Origin of the sequence: Flavobacterium chuncheonense, from assembly GCF_042686145.1 — a bacterium.
In the GTDB taxonomy this organism is placed as follows: Bacteria; Bacteroidota; Bacteroidia; order Flavobacteriales; family Flavobacteriaceae; genus Flavobacterium; species Flavobacterium chuncheonense.
The window spans coordinates 233,602-252,382 of sequence record NZ_JBHUPC010000006.1 but is presented as its reverse complement, the minus strand read 5'-3'; the positions used below and the strand labels follow the sequence as shown (position 1 = coordinate 252,382).

At 31.7% G+C, this 18,781-nt stretch carries 19 protein-coding genes; 12 read left to right on the top strand and 7 right to left on the bottom strand.

Going from position 1 to position 18,781, the window contains the following annotated elements:
• The first annotated feature begins 83 nt into the window (after positions 1-83).
• The 9 genes from hisG (at position 84) to ACFS5J_RS01360 (ending at position 7,847) form a co-directional block, all read left to right on the top strand.
• Positions 84-941: an ATP phosphoribosyltransferase gene (gene hisG / locus ACFS5J_RS01400; RefSeq protein WP_379810141.1), complete on the top strand. Its 858-nt coding sequence runs from the start codon at positions 84-86 to the stop codon at positions 939-941.
• Between the two features lie 17 nt (positions 942-958).
• Positions 959-2,245 carry a histidinol dehydrogenase gene (gene hisD, locus ACFS5J_RS01395; protein ID WP_379810140.1) on the top strand — a complete coding sequence of 429 codons (1,287 nt, stop codon included), beginning with the start codon at positions 959-961 and terminating at the stop codon, positions 2,243-2,245.
• Positions 2,242-3,282, top strand: a complete 1,041-nt coding sequence (gene hisC, locus ACFS5J_RS01390; RefSeq protein WP_379810139.1) for a histidinol-phosphate transaminase — start codon at positions 2,242-2,244, stop codon at positions 3,280-3,282. The genes hisD and hisC overlap by 4 nt, the downstream gene beginning before the upstream one ends.
• Positions 3,282-4,421, top strand: coding sequence for a bifunctional histidinol-phosphatase/imidazoleglycerol-phosphate dehydratase HisB (hisB, locus tag ACFS5J_RS01385; protein WP_379810138.1), 1,140 nt, complete (start codon positions 3,282-3,284; stop codon positions 4,419-4,421). The genes hisC and hisB overlap by 1 nt, the downstream gene beginning before the upstream one ends.
• Complete coding sequence (gene hisH, locus ACFS5J_RS01380) at positions 4,421-5,011, top strand: imidazole glycerol phosphate synthase subunit HisH (protein ID WP_379810137.1); 591 nt, start codon at positions 4,421-4,423, stop codon at positions 5,009-5,011. The genes hisB and hisH overlap by 1 nt, the downstream gene beginning before the upstream one ends.
• 3 nt (positions 5,012-5,014) lie before the next feature.
• A complete protein-coding gene (hisA, locus tag ACFS5J_RS01375; protein WP_379810136.1) occupies positions 5,015-5,740 on the top strand; it encodes a 1-(5-phosphoribosyl)-5-[(5-phosphoribosylamino)methylideneamino]imidazole-4-carboxamide isomerase in 726 nt (241 codons plus the stop codon).
• Positions 5,741-5,742: 2 nt separating this feature from the next.
• On the top strand, positions 5,743-6,498 hold the full coding sequence (hisF, locus tag ACFS5J_RS01370) for an imidazole glycerol phosphate synthase subunit HisF (RefSeq protein WP_379810135.1): 756 nt from the start codon (positions 5,743-5,745) through the stop codon (positions 6,496-6,498).
• Positions 6,499-6,516: 18 nt separating this feature from the next.
• Positions 6,517-7,116, top strand: a complete 600-nt coding sequence (hisIE, locus tag ACFS5J_RS01365; protein ID WP_379810134.1) for a bifunctional phosphoribosyl-AMP cyclohydrolase/phosphoribosyl-ATP diphosphatase HisIE — start codon at positions 6,517-6,519, stop codon at positions 7,114-7,116.
• Between the two features lie 65 nt (positions 7,117-7,181).
• A complete protein-coding gene (locus ACFS5J_RS01360) occupies positions 7,182-7,847 on the top strand; it encodes a DUF2461 domain-containing protein (protein WP_379810133.1) in 666 nt (221 codons plus the stop codon).
• Here the strand turns inward: ACFS5J_RS01360 and ACFS5J_RS01355 are convergent.
• A complete protein-coding gene (locus tag ACFS5J_RS01355) occupies positions 7,844-8,242 on the bottom strand; it encodes a glyoxalase (RefSeq protein WP_379810132.1) in 399 nt (132 codons plus the stop codon). The genes ACFS5J_RS01360 and ACFS5J_RS01355 overlap by 4 nt on opposite strands.
• A gap of 202 nt (positions 8,243-8,444) precedes the next feature.
• Between ACFS5J_RS01355 and ACFS5J_RS01350 the strand changes: the two genes are divergently transcribed.
• Positions 8,445-8,834 (top strand): acyl-CoA thioesterase, encoded by a 390-nt coding sequence (locus ACFS5J_RS01350; RefSeq protein ID WP_379810131.1) that lies wholly within the window; start codon positions 8,445-8,447, stop codon positions 8,832-8,834.
• Here ACFS5J_RS01350 and ACFS5J_RS01345 read toward each other — a convergent pair.
• From ACFS5J_RS01345 to ACFS5J_RS01330, 4 genes are all read right to left on the bottom strand, one after another.
• Positions 8,831-10,072 carry a mechanosensitive ion channel family protein gene (locus tag ACFS5J_RS01345; RefSeq protein WP_379810130.1) on the bottom strand — a complete coding sequence of 414 codons (1,242 nt, stop codon included), beginning with the start codon at positions 10,070-10,072 and terminating at the stop codon, positions 8,831-8,833. The genes ACFS5J_RS01350 and ACFS5J_RS01345 overlap by 4 nt on opposite strands.
• A gap of 1 nt (position 10,073) precedes the next feature.
• On the bottom strand, positions 10,074-10,361 hold the full coding sequence (locus ACFS5J_RS01340; RefSeq protein WP_379810129.1) for a DUF3817 domain-containing protein: 288 nt from the start codon (positions 10,359-10,361) through the stop codon (positions 10,074-10,076).
• Entirely contained in the window at positions 10,358-10,966 is a 609-nt protein-coding gene (locus tag ACFS5J_RS01335) for a YqaA family protein (protein WP_379810128.1), read from the bottom strand. The genes ACFS5J_RS01340 and ACFS5J_RS01335 overlap by 4 nt, the downstream gene beginning before the upstream one ends.
• 118 nt (positions 10,967-11,084) lie before the next feature.
• A complete protein-coding gene (locus tag ACFS5J_RS01330) occupies positions 11,085-11,453 on the bottom strand; it encodes a hypothetical protein (RefSeq protein ID WP_379810127.1) in 369 nt (122 codons plus the stop codon).
• A gap of 225 nt (positions 11,454-11,678) precedes the next feature.
• On the opposite strand from ACFS5J_RS01330, the gene ACFS5J_RS01325 reads away from it, so the two are divergent.
• Together ACFS5J_RS01325 and ACFS5J_RS01320 are read left to right on the top strand one after the other, a co-directional pair.
• Positions 11,679-13,598 carry a DUF294 nucleotidyltransferase-like domain-containing protein gene (locus ACFS5J_RS01325; protein WP_379810126.1) on the top strand — a complete coding sequence of 640 codons (1,920 nt, stop codon included), beginning with the start codon at positions 11,679-11,681 and terminating at the stop codon, positions 13,596-13,598.
• Position 13,599: 1 nt separating this feature from the next.
• Positions 13,600-14,217, top strand: coding sequence for a 3'-5' exonuclease (locus ACFS5J_RS01320; RefSeq protein WP_379810125.1), 618 nt, complete (start codon positions 13,600-13,602; stop codon positions 14,215-14,217).
• A 1-nt stretch (position 14,218) separates the two neighbouring features.
• Here ACFS5J_RS01320 and ACFS5J_RS01315 read toward each other — a convergent pair whose 3' ends face one another.
• Positions 14,219-16,702, bottom strand: a complete 2,484-nt coding sequence (locus ACFS5J_RS01315; RefSeq protein ID WP_379810124.1) for a zinc-dependent metalloprotease — start codon at positions 16,700-16,702, stop codon at positions 14,219-14,221.
• A gap of 132 nt (positions 16,703-16,834) precedes the next feature.
• Positions 16,835-18,742, bottom strand: a complete 1,908-nt coding sequence (gene acs, locus ACFS5J_RS01310) for an acetate--CoA ligase (RefSeq protein ID WP_379810123.1) — start codon at positions 18,740-18,742, stop codon at positions 16,835-16,837.
• Positions 18,743-18,781 lie beyond the last annotated feature (39 nt).

The following is an 18,781-nucleotide window of genomic DNA, read 5'->3' as shown; positions in this document are numbered from 1 at the left end:
TTTGAGTACATCAAGCGGGTTTTTCATTTTCTGATAGTTTTAACTCTTCTTGGTGTACTCATTTTAAATCAAATCCAATTAAAATGAACACTTTAAAAATTGCTATTCAAAAAGCAGGTCGACTACACGATGAAAGCATCCAGATTCTTAAAGATAGTGGCATTGCAATCTATAATGGAAATGACCAATTGAAGGTTTTAGCTTCAAATTTTCCTTTAGAAGTTTACTATTTACGAAATTCAGACATTACACAATATTTAATCGACGGAGTGGTCGATATTGCAATTGTTGGCGATAATTTATTGTTCGAAAAAGGAGCCAATATTCAAATAGCAGAAAAACTAGGTTTCTCAAAATGTAAGGTTTCAGTGGCTGTCCCAAAGAATTTTGAATACAATTCCATTCAAGATTTAAATCAATTACGAGTAGCAACATCGTATCCCAAAACGGTTGTCCAATATTTTTCTTCAAAAGGTATTTCAGTAGACATCCACCAAATTTCCGGTTCCGTTGAAATTGCTCCTAATATAGGTCTTTCGGATGCCATTGTTGACATCGTTTCTTCAGGGAGTACGCTTTTTAAAAACGGATTGAAAGAAGTGGAAGTCATCTTAAAGAGTGAAGCTGTTTTAGCCGTTTCTCCTAAAATTTCAAATGATTCCAAAGTAATATTAAAAAAACTACTGTTCAGAATTCAATCAGTTTTACGTTCCAGAAAATCAAAATATATTTTGATGAACGTTCCAAATGACAAGATTTCAAAAGTAAGTGCAATTCTTCCTGTTCTAAAAAGCCCAACAATTATGCCTTTAGCAGAAGAGGGCTGGAGCAGTTTACACTCTGTAATTGATGAAGATCAATTTTGGGAAGTAATCGACCAATTGAAAGAAAACGGAGCTGAAGGTATTTTGGTGTGTCCAATTGAAAAAATGGTATTATAATTTTAAAACTCACAACTATGCAAATCATATTTAATCCAAAGAAAGAATCTTGGTCGGAAATACTAAAAAGACCAACACAATCATTTGAAGATATTGAAGAAACTGTAAAAGAAATATTCAAAGAAATCCAACAAAAAGGAGATGTGGCCGTTCAAAAATATACATCTCTATTTGACGGAACTTTGTTTGAAAATATTCTAGTTTCCCAAGAAGAAATTGACGAAGCTGCTTCATTAGTTTCTAAAGATTTAAAAGAAGCTATTGAAGTAGCAAAAAACAATATTTACAATTTTCACGCCGCTCAAAAAACAGAAAAAGTTGAAGTAATCACAACTAATGGAGTTACTTGCTGGCAAGAAAAAAGGCCTATTCAAAGAGTAGGATTGTATATCCCGGGTGGCTCAGCGCCTTTATTTTCAACGGTATTAATGTTGGCATTACCAGCACAAATTGCAGCTTGTAAAGAAATTGTTTTATGCACACCACCAAATAAGGAAGGAAAAATAAATCCAGCTATTTTATTTAGCGCTCAATTATGTGGGGTTACTAAAATTTTTAAAGTTGGCGGAATTCAAGCAATTGGCGCTTTAACTTTTGGAACAGAAACTATTCCTCAAGTTTATAAAATATTTGGCCCTGGAAATCAATTTGTAACGGTTGCAAAGCAATACGCTACTCAATTTGGTGTTGGAATCGATATACCTGCCGGACCAAGTGAATTGTTAGTTTATGCTGATGATTCTGCAAATGCAACTTTCGTTGCTTCTGATTTATTGAGTCAAGCCGAACACGGAAAAGACAGTCAGGTAATTTTGGTAACGACTTCTAAAGAAATGATTTCGAAAGTTGAAAAAGAAATTATTGCGCAAATTGATGAATTACCTCGTAAAGAAATTGCCAAAGTTACCATTCAAAATTCTAGACTCATTTATGTAACTACTGAAACAGAAGCAATAGAATTTATTAATGAATATGCTCCCGAACACTTTATCGTTTGTTCTAAAAATGAAGATTTCTTTATCAACGGAATTGCAAATGCAGGTTCTGTATTCATTGGGAATAATACACCAGAAAGCGCTGGAGATTATGCTTCTGGAACCAATCACACGCTACCAACAAACGGATATGCTAAAAGTTATAGTGGAGTAAATTTAGATAGTTTTATGAAAGCGATGACGTTTCAAAAAATCACCGAAGAAGGAATACAAAATATTGGACCAAGTATTGAAATTATGGCCGATGCTGAAGGATTACAAGCACATAAAAATGCGGTCAGCTTACGTTTAAATGCTTTGAAAAAATGAAAACATTCGATTTAAATGCCTTGGTTCGCAATAATGTGAAATCATTAAAACCGTATTCATCGGCAAGAGATGAGTTTAAAGATTTTAATCAAAAGATGATTTACTTAGATGCTAATGAAAATCCGTTTGAAAACGGAGTAAATCGCTATCCAGATCCTCAACAGCAAGAATTAAAGGCTTTATTGGCGTCAAAAAAAGGAATAAAAGCAGAAAATATCTTGATTGGAAATGGAAGTGATGAAGTTTTGGATTTAATTTTTAGAGCCTTTTGTGAACCCAATAAAGACAATATTATCACGTTGCCTCCAACTTACGGAATGTACAGTGTATTAGCAGATATTAATGCAATTGAAAACAAAAAAATCATATTAAAAGAGAATTTTCAACCTGATATTGAAACGATTTTAAACGAAGTAACGAAAGAAACAAAGTTGATTTTCCTTTGTTCACCCAATAATCCAACAGGTAATTCTTATACAGATGAAGCAATCAAAACGTTATTAGAATCCTTTAATGGATTGGTTGTAATAGATGAAGCGTATATTGATTTCTTTGAAAAAGAAAGTTGGTTACAAAGCTTGGAACAATATCCAAATTTAATTGTAACACAAACACTTTCCAAAGCTTATGCAATGGCTGGTTTAAGAATAGGAATTTTATATGCTTCTAAAGCAATAATTTCGATTTTAAATAAGATAAAACCACCGTATAATGTAAACGAATTATCACAGCAAAAAGCTATTGAATTGTTGCGTTTAAACAAAACGAATACTCAAATAAAAGAGCTGATTTTTGAAAGAAATAGAGTAGCAAAAGTACTTACAGAAATTCCATTTGTATTGGATGTTTACCCTTCTGATACTAACTTTATTTTATTTAAAGTAGATGATGCAATAAAACGATATAATCAATTATTAAACAAAGGAATAGTGATTCGAAATAGAACAAACGAACCACAGTGTAACAACTGTTTGCGAATCACAATTGGAACTTCAGGTGAAAACGAAAAAGTTATCTCAATTTTAAAAACATTATAATGGCAAAAAAAATATTATTTATTGACCGCGATGGCACTATGATAAAGGAAGTGTCCGACTATCAGATTGATGCTTTTGAAAAAATGTATTTCTATCCAAAATGTCTAACCTTTCTAGGAAAAATTGCCAGGGAATTAGACTTTGAATTGGTACTAGTTACCAATCAAGATGGTTTAGGAACTTCATCTTTTCCAGAAGAAACTTTTTGGCCGGTTCACAATTTCATTATGAAAACTTTTGAAGGCGAAGGCGTTGTTTTTGCAAATCAATGCATCGATAGAAGTTTCCCCGAATATAATGCATCTACACGCAAACCTCGTACAGGAATGCTCACACAATACATCAACAATCCTGCTTATAATTTGACAAAATCCTTTGTAATTGGTGACCGAATTACCGATGTGGAATTGGCTAAAAATTTGGGTTGCAAAGCTATATTTATTAACGATGGAATACAAGCAGGAACAACTGAAGTTGAAAATTCATTAGAAGAACTTCAAAAATCAATTGCTTTAGAAAGTAATGATTGGGAAAAGATTTATGAATTTTTAAAACTACAAGAACGTTCTGTTTCAATTATTCGTAAAACAAATGAAACGGACATTGCGATTACCTTAAATTTAGATGGGACAGGAAAGAGTTCAATTGATACAGGTTTAGCCTTTTTTGATCATATGTTGGACCAAATTGCGAGGCACGGCCAAATGGATTTGACTATTCAAGTGAAAGGCGATTTACAAGTAGATGAACACCACACAATTGAAGATACTGCAATAGCTTTAGGTGGAGTTTTCGCCAAAGCTTTAGGCAATAAATTAGGAATTGAACGCTACGGTTTTTGTTTACCCATGGACGATTGTTTAGCACAAGTAGCTATTGATTTTGGTGGCAGAAATTGGTTGGTTTGGGAAGCCGATTTTAAACGTGAAATGATAGGTCAAATGCCAACGGAAATGTTTTATCACTTCTTCAAATCCTTTACCGATGGTGCTAAAGCAAATTTGAATATAAAAGCAGAAGGTACAAATGAACATCATAAGATTGAGGCGATTTTTAAAGCTTTTGCAAAAGCAATTAAAGTTGCAGTAAAAAGAGATACTGAAAAACTGATTTTACCATCAACAAAAGGAATGTTGTAATGAAAATAGCGATTATAGATTACGGTTCAGGAAATGTGCAAAGTGTATTGTTTGCCTTGAATAGATTGGGTTATGCAGGTGAAGTTACTTTTAATTGGGATATTATTTCAAAAGCTGATAAAGTAATCTTTCCAGGAGTAGGTGAAGCGTCAAGTGCCATGAAAATGCTACAGAATTTAGGATTAGACAAATTAATTCCTACGTTAAGACAACCTGTTTTAGGTATTTGTTTGGGAATGCAATTATTATGTAAACATTCGGAAGAAGGAAATACCAATGGGTTAGGAATCTTTGATGTAAATGTTGTCCGATTTTCAAATGCTGTAAAGGTTCCTCAAATGGGTTGGAATACCATCAAAAAATTGAGTACAGATTTATTCAAAGAAATAAAAGAAGAAGAGTTTATGTATTTGGTGCATAGTTTCTTTGTTCCAAAATGTAAATACACAATTGCTACAACTGAATATGATATTGAATATGCAATTGCTATACAAAAAGATAATTTTTATGGAGTGCAATTTCATCCTGAGAAAAGTGGAATTCAAGGTGAAAAGATTTTAAAAAACTTCCTTGAACTAAATAATATTTGAAAAATGAGAATAATACCTGCAATAGACATCATTGACGGAAAATGTGTAAGACTTTCAAAAGGAGATTACGATACAAAGAAGATTTATAACGAAAATCCTTTAGAAGTTGCAAAAGAATTTGAAGCATACGGTATTCAATATCTGCACTTAGTGGATTTGGATGGTGCCAAATCGAGTCGAATTGTGAATTATAAAGTATTAGAACAAATTGCATCTAAAACCTCTTTAAAAATTGATTTTGGTGGAGGCATTAAAACCGATGAAGATATTAGAATAGCTTTTGAAAGTGGCGCGAAACAAATCACTGGTGGAAGTATTGCTGTAAAAAATCCAGAAATTTTCAAAAAATGGATTGCTCAATATGGTTCCGACGCAATTATTTTAGGTGCTGATACCAATAATGAAAAAATAGCCATTTCGGGTTGGTTAGAAGAATCTACAGAAGCATTAATTCCATTTATTCAAAAATACCAATCAAAAGGAATTGAATATGTTATTTGTACCGATATTTCAAAAGATGGTATGTTACAAGGACCAAGTTTTGATTGGTATGAAAAGATTTTAAAACAAATTCCAAATATCAAATTAATCGCTTCAGGAGGAATTTCAACATATGATGAATTACCCAAATTAGCTGAATTGGGTTGTGAGGGAACAATAATTGGCAAAGCCATTTATGAAAACAGAATTAGCTTAAAACAATTGGAAAATTACATTTTAAACAATTAAAAATGCTAACAAAACGAATTATCCCTTGTTTGGATATTAAAAACGGACGTACCGTAAAAGGTGTTCATTTTTTAGATTTAAGAGATGCTGGTGATCCTGTTGAATTGGCTAACAAATACGCCAAAACTGGTGCAGATGAGTTGGTTTTTTTAGACATTTCAGCAACGGAAGAACGAAGAAAAACACTAGTCGATTTGGTTCGAAAAGTAGCGGAAGCAATTAATATTCCGTTTACTGTTGGGGGTGGTATTTCTTCTGTAGAAGATGTTGCTATTTTATTAAGAAATGGTGCCGATAAAATTTCAATCAATTCATCAGCAGTAAAAAGATCTGAGATAATTAATGAGATTGCTGCCAAATATGGAAGTCAATGTACTGTTGTTGCTATCGATGCAAAGGAAATAGAAGGAGAGTGGATGGTGCATTTGGTTGGTGGTAAAATTCCAACCAATATTAAACTATTCGATTGGGCAAAAGAAGTAGAAGAAAGAGGCGCAGGTGAAATTTTATTTACTTCTATGAATAATGATGGAACAAAAAACGGTTTTGCTAATGACGCTTTGGCTAAATTATCCGAAATAGTAAATATTCCTATCATAGCTTCTGGTGGCGCTGGGACTATGCAACATTTTACTGATACCTTTAAAGAAGGAAAAGCCGATGCCGCTTTGGCAGCAAGTGTATTTCACTACCAAGAAATCGAAATTCCAGAATTAAAACAATTTTTAAAAACACAGCATGTTCCTGTTCGAATTTAATAATAAGCAAATAATAAAATGAATATAGATTTTTCAAAATATACTGATGGGTTGGTCCCGGCCATTATTCAAGATTATGAAACTAAAAACGTATTAATGTTAGGTTATATGAATCAAGAAGCTTTTACAAAAACAATCGAGACAAATAAAGTTACTTTTTTTAGTAGATCAAAAAATCGATTGTGGACAAAAGGAGAGGAGAGTGGTAACTTTTTGAACTTAATAAATTATGCTTTGGACTGCGATAAGGACACCCTTTTAATAAAAGTAAATCCAGTAGGACCAACGTGTCATAAGGGTTCTTATACTTGTTGGAACGAAAATAATAAACAAGATTACGGTTTCTTATCCAAATTAGAAAAAATTATAAACAATAGAAAAAATAATGCTTCAACTGAAAAAAGTTATGTCGCTTCTCTATTCGAAAAAGGAATAAATAAAATTGCCCAAAAAGTAGGAGAGGAAGCTTTTGAAGTGGTTATTGAAGCAAAAGATAACAATAAGGAATTATTTCTAAATGAAAGTGCCGATTTATTATTTCACTATTTGATTTTATTACAAGCTAAAGAATTTGAGTTAGATGATGTTGTAAAATTGTTAAAAGAAAGAACAGATTAATATTTTGACTGATTTCAAAATAGCTTAATATAGTTTTGTAAATTTAGATATCAAATGAAATATTAATGATAACACAAAATACACTTTCTTTTTTAAAAGAATTGAGACACAACAATAACCGAGATTGGTTTGAAACTAATAAATCGATTTTTGAGAAACAACAAAAGGAAACCAAAGCTTTCTTTAATGAAATTGGACAAGAACTTTCTAAAATTGATAGTATCGAAAAAACTAAGATTTTTAGAATTTACAGAGATGTCCGTTTTGCTAAAGACAAATCACCATATAAAACCAATTTTGGGGTAACATACAGTAGAACAAAACCGATGCTACGTGGTGGCTATTATTTACATATTGAGCCAGAAGGTTCTTTTATAGCTGGCGGTTTTTGGGAACCTAATAAAGAAGATTTACTTCGCATAAGAAAAGAAATTGAATTGGATGCAAATGAGTTAAGCGAAATTATTAGCACCGATGAATTTAAAAAATATTTCGGTGAATTAACGGGTGAAGAAGTCAAAACAGCTCCAAAAGGCTTTGATAAAAACCATCCTGATATAGATTTAATCAAGAAAAAACAATATTTAGTAATTCGAAAATTCACTGACAAAGAAGTTTTATCACCTGACTTTAAAACTGAAGTTATAGTAACCTTTAAAGCAATGCATCCGTATTTTAATTACATGAGTGCTGTTTTGACAACAAATTTAAACGGAGAGCCGCTTTATTAAGCGGCTTCTTCAAAAAGTTGGACTTGACTTTTTAAACGTTCAATGAGTAAATTCATCATACGCTTATTCAAATTAGAAGAATTTTGAATGTATTCTTCATATTCCTGTAAAGTAAACATACCTATTACAATCCCTTTAAGTGAATTTCTAAACTTAATATCGCGCTGTATTGCCGTTTCAATATAATGCATCTTCTTATCAGGAGTTAAACTAAAAAATACACTTTTTTGCTTGGTTGCATAATTTCTAAAAACAGCTAAAAAAAGATCATTCTGAAATTTTAGTATTGGTCGCAATGTTTGATTTTGAAATTTTTCTTCCGAAGAAGAAGTTTCAAAAACATTTCCAATAGCAGTGCCTCTAATTTCTAAAATTGCTTCATCTTTCGTTTTCATAACAAGTTTATTTAAGGGTTACTTAAATTTACAAAAAAAGGATTTTACTTGTGCTTTTTTCATTTTAAGTTATTAAGACATAATAGTTAATAACTCCACACAGCATTGCTTTTCTAAATAATGCTATAAAAAAGAATAATGTAAAAATCTTACTAAACTTATATTTCTTTTGTAATTTCATAACAGCAAATAAATTAGAATTATGAGATTTCATACAAGAAAATGGGTAAAACCCGAAGATTTAAATCCAAATGAAACTTTATTTGGTGGTAAACTGTTAGCTTGGATAGACGAAGAAGTTGCTTTATATGCAATTATTCAATTAGAAAACACAAAAGTAGTAACCAAACATATGAGCGAAATCAATTTCATGAGTTCTGCTAAGCAGGGTGATATTATTGAATTGGGTATCGATGTGGTTAAGTTTGGAAAAACATCCTTAACTCTTAAATGTGAAGTCCGAAATAAAATGACACATGAAACCATTCTTACAGTAGATACAATTACAATGGTAAATTTGGGTCCTGATAATAAACCTAAAGCTCATAACAAAACCCAAATTGAATATGTAAAAGATCGTTTAAAGAATTAATTATCTAAATGAATGGAATTATCCAATTCATACAATTCTAGATCAAAAAATTGTACTGAAGCTATAATGTGGTCAAATATATCAGCCATAATGTGCTCATAATTTTCCCAAACTTTATCTTTTGAAAAGCAATAAATTTCTAAAGGTATTCCTTTATCAGTAGGTTGTAAATGACGTACCATCAACATCATATCCTTGTTAATGCCAGGGTGTGATAATAAATATTGGTTGATATATTTGCGAAACAATCCCAAATTGGTCAAATTTCGACCATTTACAATCATGCTCTTATCAACATCGTTATTTTGGTTGTAACGATCAATATCCGCTTGACGATGCTCGATATATGATGTTAAATGCTGAATTTTTTGAAATTTTTGTAATTCCTTTCTTTGGATAAACTTAACCGATTTTGACTTAATAAGAATATGTCTTTTTATTCGTCTACCATCGGATTTTTGCATTCCTCTCCAGTTTTTAAAACTATCAGAAATTAAACTATATGTAGGAATTGTTGTGGTAGTGTTGTCAAAATTTCGAACTTTAACTGTTGCTAAATTAATTTCAATTACATCTCCATCAGCACCAAATTTATCAGATGTAATCCAATCCCCAATACGTACCATATCGTTAACAGAAACCGAAATACTTGCTACAAATCCTAAAATGGTATCTCTAAAAACGAGAATGATAACTGCCGAAATAGATCCAAAAGTGGTTAAGAAAGCTGTTTTTCCTATATTGAAAAGTATTGAAACAAAAGAAAAAACACCAAACATCCATAATAATATCATGATAACTTGTATGTAGCTATCAATAGGTTTATCAGAATATCGAGGTTTGTTTTTTAAATAGTCTTTAAGGGAATTGAATACACTTCGTACAATCCAAAGTGTTAATAAAATGATATAAATTTTAATACCTTTTTCAAAAAATGATTCCCATTTGGTAAAATCTGTTAGAATTACAGGAACCGTTTTAAAAACGAATAATAACGGAAATAAATGTGCTACATATTTTGCCGTTTTATTGGCTACCAAAAAATCATCAAATGTTGACTTCGTCTTAGCAGCAACAATAGCCAAACAAATAATCAATATTTTTTTAAAAATATAATCCAACAAATAGGCAATTATACATAAGACTACTATGTTGATAACTAAATTTAGATAGATTGCTGATGTATCACCAATACCTAAATCAACAAAAAATTGATATGCCCAGTTGAATATTTTCATTTTAAGTTAATTGATTTAAATACTTTTTTTCAATATAAAAAGTACCAAAAGGAATTAAAGATGCAATGCAAATTAAAAAGTAAGTTGAAAAATTATAACGTTTTTCGAATTTAAAAACTGTTGCTAAAACAATATACGCAATAAACAATAATCCATGCGTCATTCCAATAGGAAACAATAATGATTTGTATAAAACCATATCAATAGGCTTTACAAACCACATATTACCTAAAATGGCAAGTAACGATACACCTTCTAAAAAAGCTGTAATTTTAAAAAATTTTATCATGATAAAGCAGAATAAATTGCATATCCGTAAATAACAAAACGGAATACACGTAAAGATGCGAAAATATAAAATTGTCGTTGTGGAAATTTAATCATACCAGCAGCTAAACAAGCAATGGCAAAAGGTAATGGCAATAATGCACCTACAGCAATTAAAAATCCTCCCCATTTTTGCATATTGCGAATATGTTTTGTCATTTTTCCTTCCAAATAATCATTTATTTTAGGAACCAATAATAAAGTACGACCTTTATAATATGATATTACTCCTCCTAAAAATGACAATACTGCCAAAAGTGACAAATAGAGTAGTGGACTCTCTGTTCCTTTTGTCCATGCAATAAAAATATCTGGAGGTAATAAACCCAGAATACTTTCGGAAACGAAAAACAGGCTAAAAATTGAAAAATCACTGTAATTTTGAGTTACATAAAGCAACATGTCATTGATACTCATTACTTTATAATTGATATACAATAAAATACCAATAATAATTCCTAATGGCAAAAGTGCCTTTTTGGTATTAGCCCATATAAAGGCGTAAAAACCCGTGTATTTATAATATTGATGCAATAATTGCGCTCTAGATTTTTTAGATTTCTGCATGGTCAGTGTGTAAGAAGTACAAATTTAGCAAGAAAAATTAGGGACTTCGTTAAAGAAAAATTAAAAAAAAATCGGTTTTTCAACCGATTTATATTATGTAAAATAGAACTTTAAATTCTTATGAAAAAGCGACAAAAGCTTTATTGTATTCTTTTAAATCTAATACATTATTCTTCATACTTAAATCAAAAATTAATGATAAAAAGTATTCAAAACTTTCGATATTATTTTCAGTAGAAAAATTCTCAGAAGCCGTTTCTTCACCATCAATTGGTTCATCATCTGGAATACCAATTAAAAAAGCATCATTTTCTTCTAAATGCTCATAAGCTAAACGTAATGCTTTAGTAACTATAGGATTTTGTTCTTCAAGAGAATACTCGCGGATTTTTTTTAAATCTGTTACAATTTCCTCAATGTTGAATTTACCTTGTAAAACATTTTTTTGGATTTTCTCAATTAATTTTTGTGCATATTTATTTTCCATTCCGAGCTTTTTTATAGGGTGCACAAAACTATAATTAAAATAAGATTTATCCAACTCTTTTTTGTTAATTTCACACATATAAATAAATATAGAAAACCAAATTAATCAGATTAAGCATAAGAATTAAACATACAATTATTTGACTTATAATATACATTATGTAAAATAGAAAATCATAAAACATATCATAAAATTTATTAAATTAGCTTTAATGATATTTTAGTTATGAAAAACCCTATCGCAGAACGTATAACCGATTTTATTAAAAACTATCACCCATTCTCTGAACTGTCGTATAATCAAATTTTACAAGTTGCCAATACTTGTAAAGTGATTTACTTAGACAAAAATGAAATTTTGTTTAAAATTCATGATGAAATTCACGATTCTTTTTATGTTGTAGCAACTGGTGCCATAGGTTTATCCATAACTTCGGATTCAGATGATGTTTTGATTGATAAATGTGACGAAGGCGACGTTTTAGGATTACGTCCCTTTTTTGCTAAAGACAACTACCTCATGACGGCTAAAGCTCGTGAAGAAACAATATTATATGCAATTCCAATTGCTGATTTTAAACCATTGGCATTGCAGACTCCTGCAGTATTGGATTTTCTATTACAAAGTTTCGCGTCTAATACAAGGAATCCATACGATAAAACACACAAAGGAAAATTAATTTCAGAAAATGTGATTTATGATGATCATAATAATGAGATACAGTATTATCAGCCTATAAGTTATTCTACAGATCCAATAACTGCAGCTGTTAACGATATTGTACAACATGTTGCACAGATTATGTCAAATAGACGTATTGGTAGTATTATTGTACAGGAAAATCAATTACCAATTGGTATTATAACCGATAAAGATTTACGATCAAAAATTGCTACCGGTTTATATCCTATAAGTGTTACCCTTGATCAAATTATGACTACTCCTGTAATAACTGTTCCTGAAAATTTGTCTATAGCTGAAGCTCAAATGATGATGTTAAAATACAATGTTGGGCATTTATGTGTTACAAAAGACGGAACAAATCAATCAGAAATCACGGGTGTTATTTCTGAACATGATGTTGTTGTATCTCAAGCCAACAATCCTGGTGTATTATTAAAGAAAATCAAACGTGCTCATAATATTGTTGATTTGAAACTGGTTCGTGATAAAATGACCGATTTAATTCAACATTCTATCGATAAAAACATACCTATTTCGCATATATGTTCTATTATTGGTGAATTAAACAATGCTATAACAAAGAGAGTTATTGATTTTGCTATTGAAAAAATAGGCACTCCTCCTCCATCAAAATTTGTTTGGTTGGATTTAGGAAGTCAAGGTCGAAAAGAACAGCTTTTGTTAACCGATCAAGATAGTGCTATTATTTTTGATGATGTAGCTACCGAAAATCATGAAAACACAAAGCATTATTTTTTACACTTAGCTAAAATCATAACTAAAAAACTGAATAAAATAGGTTATGAATATTGCCCAGCTGATATGATGGCTTCAAATCCATTTTGGTGCAGATCTCTTTCGGATTGGAATTCTCAAATTCGTAAATGGATTCAAAACCCAGGTGATAAAGGTATTTTAATGACTACAATTTTCTTTGATTACCACTGTATATATGGTGATGAAAATTTGGCCAATGCATTAACCGAAACCATCAATAATGAAATTGAAAACAATGAATTGTTCTTGGCGTTTTTAGGAATTGATGCTTTAAAAAACCCACCTCCATTAGGCTTTTTTAGACAGTTTTTAGTGGAAAGTGATGGTGAACATAAAGATACTTTTGATATCAAGGCTAGAGCTTTAATGCCTTTAATTGATGCCGCTAGGATTTTAAGTTTACATATGGGTATTAATAAAAATACAAACACCTCATATCGCTTTGCAAAATTAGCAGAAATTGAACCCCAAAATGCCCTAATATACGAAGCCTGTAATGAAGCTTTTTTAGAATTATTAAAGTTCCGAACAGAAGAAGGATTACGAAACAATTCAAATGGTAGGTATTTAGATTTAAGTAACTTATCAAAGTTAGATAAAGTAAAACTTAAAAATGATTTTCAACCCATTTCAGAAATTCAGGAAGTAATCAAAAATCGTTTTCAATTAACTTATTTTACATAAAATGAATTGGGCTTTTTTGAAAAATAACAGTAAAGAATTCCCTCCCTTTTGGGAGAGTTATTTGGCGCAATTTAGTTCCGAAAACAAGCAAAAATTGGCAAAAGAATACGTTGTTTTTGATTGTGAAACTACTGGTTTGAGTGTTAAAAATGATCGAATTTTATCAATTGGAGCTGTAAAAATTATTGCCAATCGTATTGAGGTTGGCGAAGTACTTAATGTATTTGTTCACCAAGAGGTTTTTAAACCGGAATCTGTACCGATTCATGGTATTATAAGAGATAGTCAAGAAGATAAAATTGTAGAAGCAGAAGCTATTATACGTTTCTTAGATTTTATTAAAAATAGCACAATTGTTGGACACAACATATGGTTCGACATTGAAATGATTAACAAAGCACTTGACCGGTTGGAGCTTGGCAAATTGAAGAATGATTTTATCGATACCGATGCTATGTACCAAAAATTAAAGCATCTTCCAGATGATGAACACTACAGTTTGGACGAGTTATGTGACATCTATAAAATAAGAAAAAGCGATAGACATACAGCTTGTGGAGATGCATATCTTACCGCTTTACTTTTTTTAAAGTTAAAAAAGAAACTTAATCTTAATTAATTTATTTGGGATCTAACGTAGTTTCAATACGCGCAATACAATCTTGATAGTGATAACGCATTTCAGTTGAACCAGCAGTATTTTTAGCTGTTTTCAAAATAGTTAACAAACTGTTTAGTTCTCCTCGAACTAATGCTTTCACATCAGATTGTGATACATCATAATAATTTGGCCAGTTTGTACTCTTGATATCTTCATTCAATAAATACTCCATTCTTTCTAAATAAGCTCGCTGTAAATTACGCCTTAAAACACTTGCTTTGCCTCCTGTATTTGCTTCTTTCCAAAGTCCTACACGAAGGTTTTTAAAGAAGTCTAGCGCTTTATAATTCTTAGCATCTAAAATTTCATTATTAAACATACGACCTAAACGATCTATACTCATTAAAGCATTTAAATGGCGTACTTGTTGACGTCTTACATTTTCAATATAACCTGTATAATCAATATTTTGTAGAATAGTTTTATCAATTAACCATTCTGGTGTTTCAAAAGCATTTTTCAATAACCAATCTAAGGATTCTTGTTGATTTTGTTTCGGAACAGGAGTATAAACTACACCTTCTTGATTTGGATTTTTATAATCCTCATAAACACCTCCAATATGAGTTACAACGTGTCCAATATACCTACTCCATGTACTCAATAATTCTCCATATAACTCCTCTAAATCTTCATAGTTATTAGTTGCATTACTCGTCCAATTAGGGAGATTTTTAGCAACAATCTTTAAGTTTTTAATACCATAAGTACTTGCTTTTACAGAATTATTTCCAATATCTTCAGTTTGAGATCGCGGATCAAAACTACTCATTTGATTTCCAAATCGGTATATTGGATCATCTGCTTTTTCCACAATCCATTTGTCTAAAGTTTCTTTCTCACTTTCTGGCGTTGTACTATTTGGAATTACACGATACCCCCAATTGACGGCATAAAAATCATAAGGTCCCATTTGACGAATATATCGAACTCCTTCATCACCTGGCTGTGCAATATAATTGTAACGTGCATAATCCATAATACTAGCCGAAATTCCAAATTGTTTTGTAAAAGGGGCTTTACGATAGTTCTCTACATCGTAAGCGCAACTTGCTCCCATATTATGCGGGAAACCTAGTGCATGCCCAACTTCATGCGCAATTACCATTTGCATCATTTCTCCCATATCTTCATCGTTTGTCTCTAAAGTACGAGCTGAAGGATTGGCTGCTCCAGTTTCTAATAAATAACGGTTTCGATACGATCGTAAATGATTATGATACCAAATAATATCACTTTCAATAATTTCTCCTGTTCGCGGATCGGATACACTTGGTCCTACAGCATTTCGAGTTGTACTTGCCACATAGCGAATTACAGAATAACGAATGTCTTCAGGACTAAATTCTGGATCCTCCTCAGGTGTTGGTGCATCTTTACAAATAATTGCGTTTTTAAAACCTGCTGCTTCAAATGGCTTTTGCCACTCTTCTACTCCTGCCTTAATATACGCACGTAATTTTTCAGGTGTTGCAGGATCCAAATAATAAACGATTTGCTTTATTGGCTCTACCAATTCTCCTCTATTATATGCTTCTACATCTTTAGGTTCTAATCGCCAACGTCTGATGAACGTTTTTTTATCAGATTTTAAAGCTTCACTTCCATAATCATAATGTGATGTAGTAAACCACCCTACTCTTCTATCAAACAGACGAGGTTGCATCGGGTTTTCTGGTAATAAAACCATAGATTGGTTCATCTGTACACTAATACTTTCTGTATCGGGTAGCATACTTGGTTTTGTAGCATTATAAGTAAAATCTTGTATTACTTCTATATTATTTGGAAATGACTTCATTGCAGTGATGAAACTACGAGAAGGGTCTAGACCTTTCACTTTGTAGGTATCACGCATTTGATTGGTTAAACCACTTAACGCTTTAATATCCGATTTAAAAAACTTTGTTACATCAACAACAGTTGCTGTAGAATCTTTTGAAAAGGCCGCAATGTCAAATGCGTAAAGTGTAGGCTCGTAATTATTGGAACGAACTGAAATTGAAATAGGTAAACTATCATTAGCGACCGCATTATACGACTTAACTTTAATCAAAACTTTATCTTGAAAGCGCTCCCATACGATTAACTGTTCATTAGCAGAAGAACCTGCATTTACATATCCCCCTCCCAAACCTGCAGGTAACTTTGCAAAACGGCTTACTAACAACATTTCTTTGTTTAGAAGAGTATTTGGAATTTCAAAATAATAGCTATCATTTACTTTGTGAGTTGTAAATAATCCCAAATCACTAATTGCTTCTTTAGTGATAACTTTGTCATACGGCTTTATTTTTTGTGCCTTTTCTTTTTCAATTTTTTCTTTTTGAGCTTTTGCTTTTGCAGCTTCTTCTTGTGCTTTACGCTTTTTCTTTGATTGGGCTTCAAGATTCAAAGGTGCCAAAACAGAAAAAACTAAAAGCAATAAAATAGTTTTTCTCATAAATTAGGTTGGTTTGTTTTCAAAAATAAAAGTTTCAGTAAGGGTATTGTTATTTTTAACGATGTATTAACAAAACAAGACGCCTTTTAGGTACTCCTAAAAGGCGTCGTAACAAGTACTAAATTAAAGAGATTATAATTTTGAATCTTTGATTTCATCTACAATTTCTGGATTTAATAATGTTGAAATATCTCCAAAATTACTAAAATCACCTTCTGCTATTTTACGCAATATACGACGCATGATTTTTCCAGAGCGGGTCTTAGGTAATCCACTTACAAATTGAATTTTATCCAATTTTGCTATTGGACCAATTTGATCTGAGATTAATTGATTAATCTCTTTTCTTAAATTATCTTGATTTCTACTTTCACCTGATTCCTTCAAAATTACGTAACCATAAAGCGCGTTACCTTTAATATCATGAGGGAAACCAACAATAGCACTTTCTGCAACAGCTGGGTGCTCATTTATTGCATCCTCTATAGGAGCTGTTCCTAAGTTGTGCCCTGATACAATAATTACGTCGTCAACCCTTCCTGTTATACGGTAATACCCTACTTCATCCCGTAAAGCTCCGTCACCTGTAAAATACTTACCAGGAAAAGCCGTAAAGTAAGTATCTTTATAACGTTGGTGATCTCCCCAAATAGTACGCGCCATACTTGGCCATGGGAATTTTATACACAAACTTCCAGTAACTTGGTTTCCTTCAATTTCATTACGTAATTCATCCATTAAAACCGGTTGTATACCTGGTAATGGTAACGAAGCATAGGTAGGTTTTGTAGGAGTTACAAATGGAACAGGTGCAATCATAATTCCTCCTGTTTCTGTTTGCCACCATGTATCCACTAGCGGACATCTTTTTCCTCCTACATGATCGTTATACCAATGCCAAGCTTCTTCGTTTATAGGTTCTCCTACTGAACCAATAACTTTAAGTGATTGTAACGGGAAACGTTGCACATAATCCAAACTTTCTTTTGCTAACGCACGAATGGCTGTTGGAGCTGTATAAAATTGATTGACTTTATGCTTTTCGATAACTTCCCAAAAACGACTAAAATCTGGGTATGATGGTACACCTTCAAAAATTACTGTTGTAGCACCATTTAATAATGGTCCGTATAAAATATAAGAATGCCCTGTAATCCAACCGATATCAGCGGTACACCAATACACATCATTTTCTTCATAATTGAAAACATTTTTGAATGTATAAGCCGTGTATACCATATATCCAGCTGTTGTATGTAACATCCCTTTAGGTTTACCCGTTGAACCAGATGTATAAAGGATGAATAGAGGATCTTCAGCATCCATGATTTCAGCAACGTGTGTTGCCATAGCAACATCTAACAAAGGTTGTAACCATATATCACGACCTTCTTTCATGTTCACATTTTCGTTTGTTCTTTTTACAACAAGAACTTTTTCAACACTTTTACAATTATCTAAAGCTTCATCAACGATACTTTTTAAATTGATAGTTTTATTACCACGATATCCTCCATCAGACGTGATTACCATTTTACATTCACTATCGTTAATTCTTGCTGTTACAGCAGAAGCCGAAAACCCAGCAAAAACTACAGAATGTATGGCTCCAATTCTAGCACAAGCTAAAACAGCTACCGCAAGTTCTGGTATCATCGGAAGGTAAATACAAACGCGATCTCCTTTTTTAATACCTTGTTCTTGCAACACATTAGCCATTTTTGAAACTCGTGCATACAATTCATTATAACTTATATGTTGTGCAGCTTCATCTGGATTATTTGGCTCAAAAATAATAGCGGTCTTATCTCCTCTCTTATTTAAATGACGATCGATACAGTTTTTAGTGATGTTCACTTTAGCATTCAAAAACCATTGGAATTTTGCTTCTTGCATATCGTACTCAAATACTTTATCCCATTTTTGATACCAGGTGAATTCTTCATCGGCAATTTTATCCCAAAACTTTCGGGGTTCTCTAACCGATTTTTTATACATTTTAAAATAATTCTCTAAATCTTTTATCTTATAATAGCTCATTCTATTCTCGTATTTTATTTTTTATTCTTATCGTAAATA

What these genes read in the sequence shown, in the direction of transcription:
- hisB (WP_379810138.1), top strand. Translation starts at nt 3,282, where the DNA reads ATGGCAAAAAAAATATTATTTATTGACCGCGATGGCACTATGATAAAG.
- ACFS5J_RS01315 (WP_379810124.1), bottom strand. Translation starts at nt 16,702, where the DNA reads ATGAGAAAAACTATTTTATTGCTTTTAGTTTTTTCTGTTTTGGCACCT.
- hisD (WP_379810140.1), top strand. Translation starts at nt 959, where the DNA reads ATGCAAATCATATTTAATCCAAAGAAAGAATCTTGGTCGGAAATACTA.
- ACFS5J_RS01335 (WP_379810128.1), bottom strand. Translation starts at nt 10,966, where the DNA reads ATGCAGAAATCTAAAAAATCTAGAGCGCAATTATTGCATCAATATTAT.
- hisC (WP_379810139.1), top strand. Translation starts at nt 2,242, where the DNA reads ATGAAAACATTCGATTTAAATGCCTTGGTTCGCAATAATGTGAAATCA.
- hisH (WP_379810137.1), top strand. Translation starts at nt 4,421, where the DNA reads ATGAAAATAGCGATTATAGATTACGGTTCAGGAAATGTGCAAAGTGTA.
- ACFS5J_RS01360 (WP_379810133.1), top strand. Translation starts at nt 7,182, where the DNA reads ATGATAACACAAAATACACTTTCTTTTTTAAAAGAATTGAGACACAAC.
- ACFS5J_RS01340 (WP_379810129.1), bottom strand. Translation starts at nt 10,361, where the DNA reads ATGATAAAATTTTTTAAAATTACAGCTTTTTTAGAAGGTGTATCGTTA.
- hisA (WP_379810136.1), top strand. Translation starts at nt 5,015, where the DNA reads ATGAGAATAATACCTGCAATAGACATCATTGACGGAAAATGTGTAAGA.
- ACFS5J_RS01325 (WP_379810126.1), top strand. Translation starts at nt 11,679, where the DNA reads ATGAAAAACCCTATCGCAGAACGTATAACCGATTTTATTAAAAACTAT.
- ACFS5J_RS01355 (WP_379810132.1), bottom strand. Translation starts at nt 8,242, where the DNA reads ATGAAAACGAAAGATGAAGCAATTTTAGAAATTAGAGGCACTGCTATT.
- hisG (WP_379810141.1), top strand. Translation starts at nt 84, where the DNA reads ATGAACACTTTAAAAATTGCTATTCAAAAAGCAGGTCGACTACACGAT.
- ACFS5J_RS01330 (WP_379810127.1), bottom strand. Translation starts at nt 11,453, where the DNA reads ATGGAAAATAAATATGCACAAAAATTAATTGAGAAAATCCAAAAAAAT.
- ACFS5J_RS01345 (WP_379810130.1), bottom strand. Translation starts at nt 10,072, where the DNA reads ATGAAAATATTCAACTGGGCATATCAATTTTTTGTTGATTTAGGTATT.
- acs (WP_379810123.1), bottom strand. Translation starts at nt 18,742, where the DNA reads ATGAGCTATTATAAGATAAAAGATTTAGAGAATTATTTTAAAATGTAT.
- hisIE (WP_379810134.1), top strand. Translation starts at nt 6,517, where the DNA reads ATGAATATAGATTTTTCAAAATATACTGATGGGTTGGTCCCGGCCATT.
- hisF (WP_379810135.1), top strand. Translation starts at nt 5,743, where the DNA reads ATGCTAACAAAACGAATTATCCCTTGTTTGGATATTAAAAACGGACGT.
- ACFS5J_RS01320 (WP_379810125.1), top strand. Translation starts at nt 13,600, where the DNA reads ATGAATTGGGCTTTTTTGAAAAATAACAGTAAAGAATTCCCTCCCTTT.
- ACFS5J_RS01350 (WP_379810131.1), top strand. Translation starts at nt 8,445, where the DNA reads ATGAGATTTCATACAAGAAAATGGGTAAAACCCGAAGATTTAAATCCA.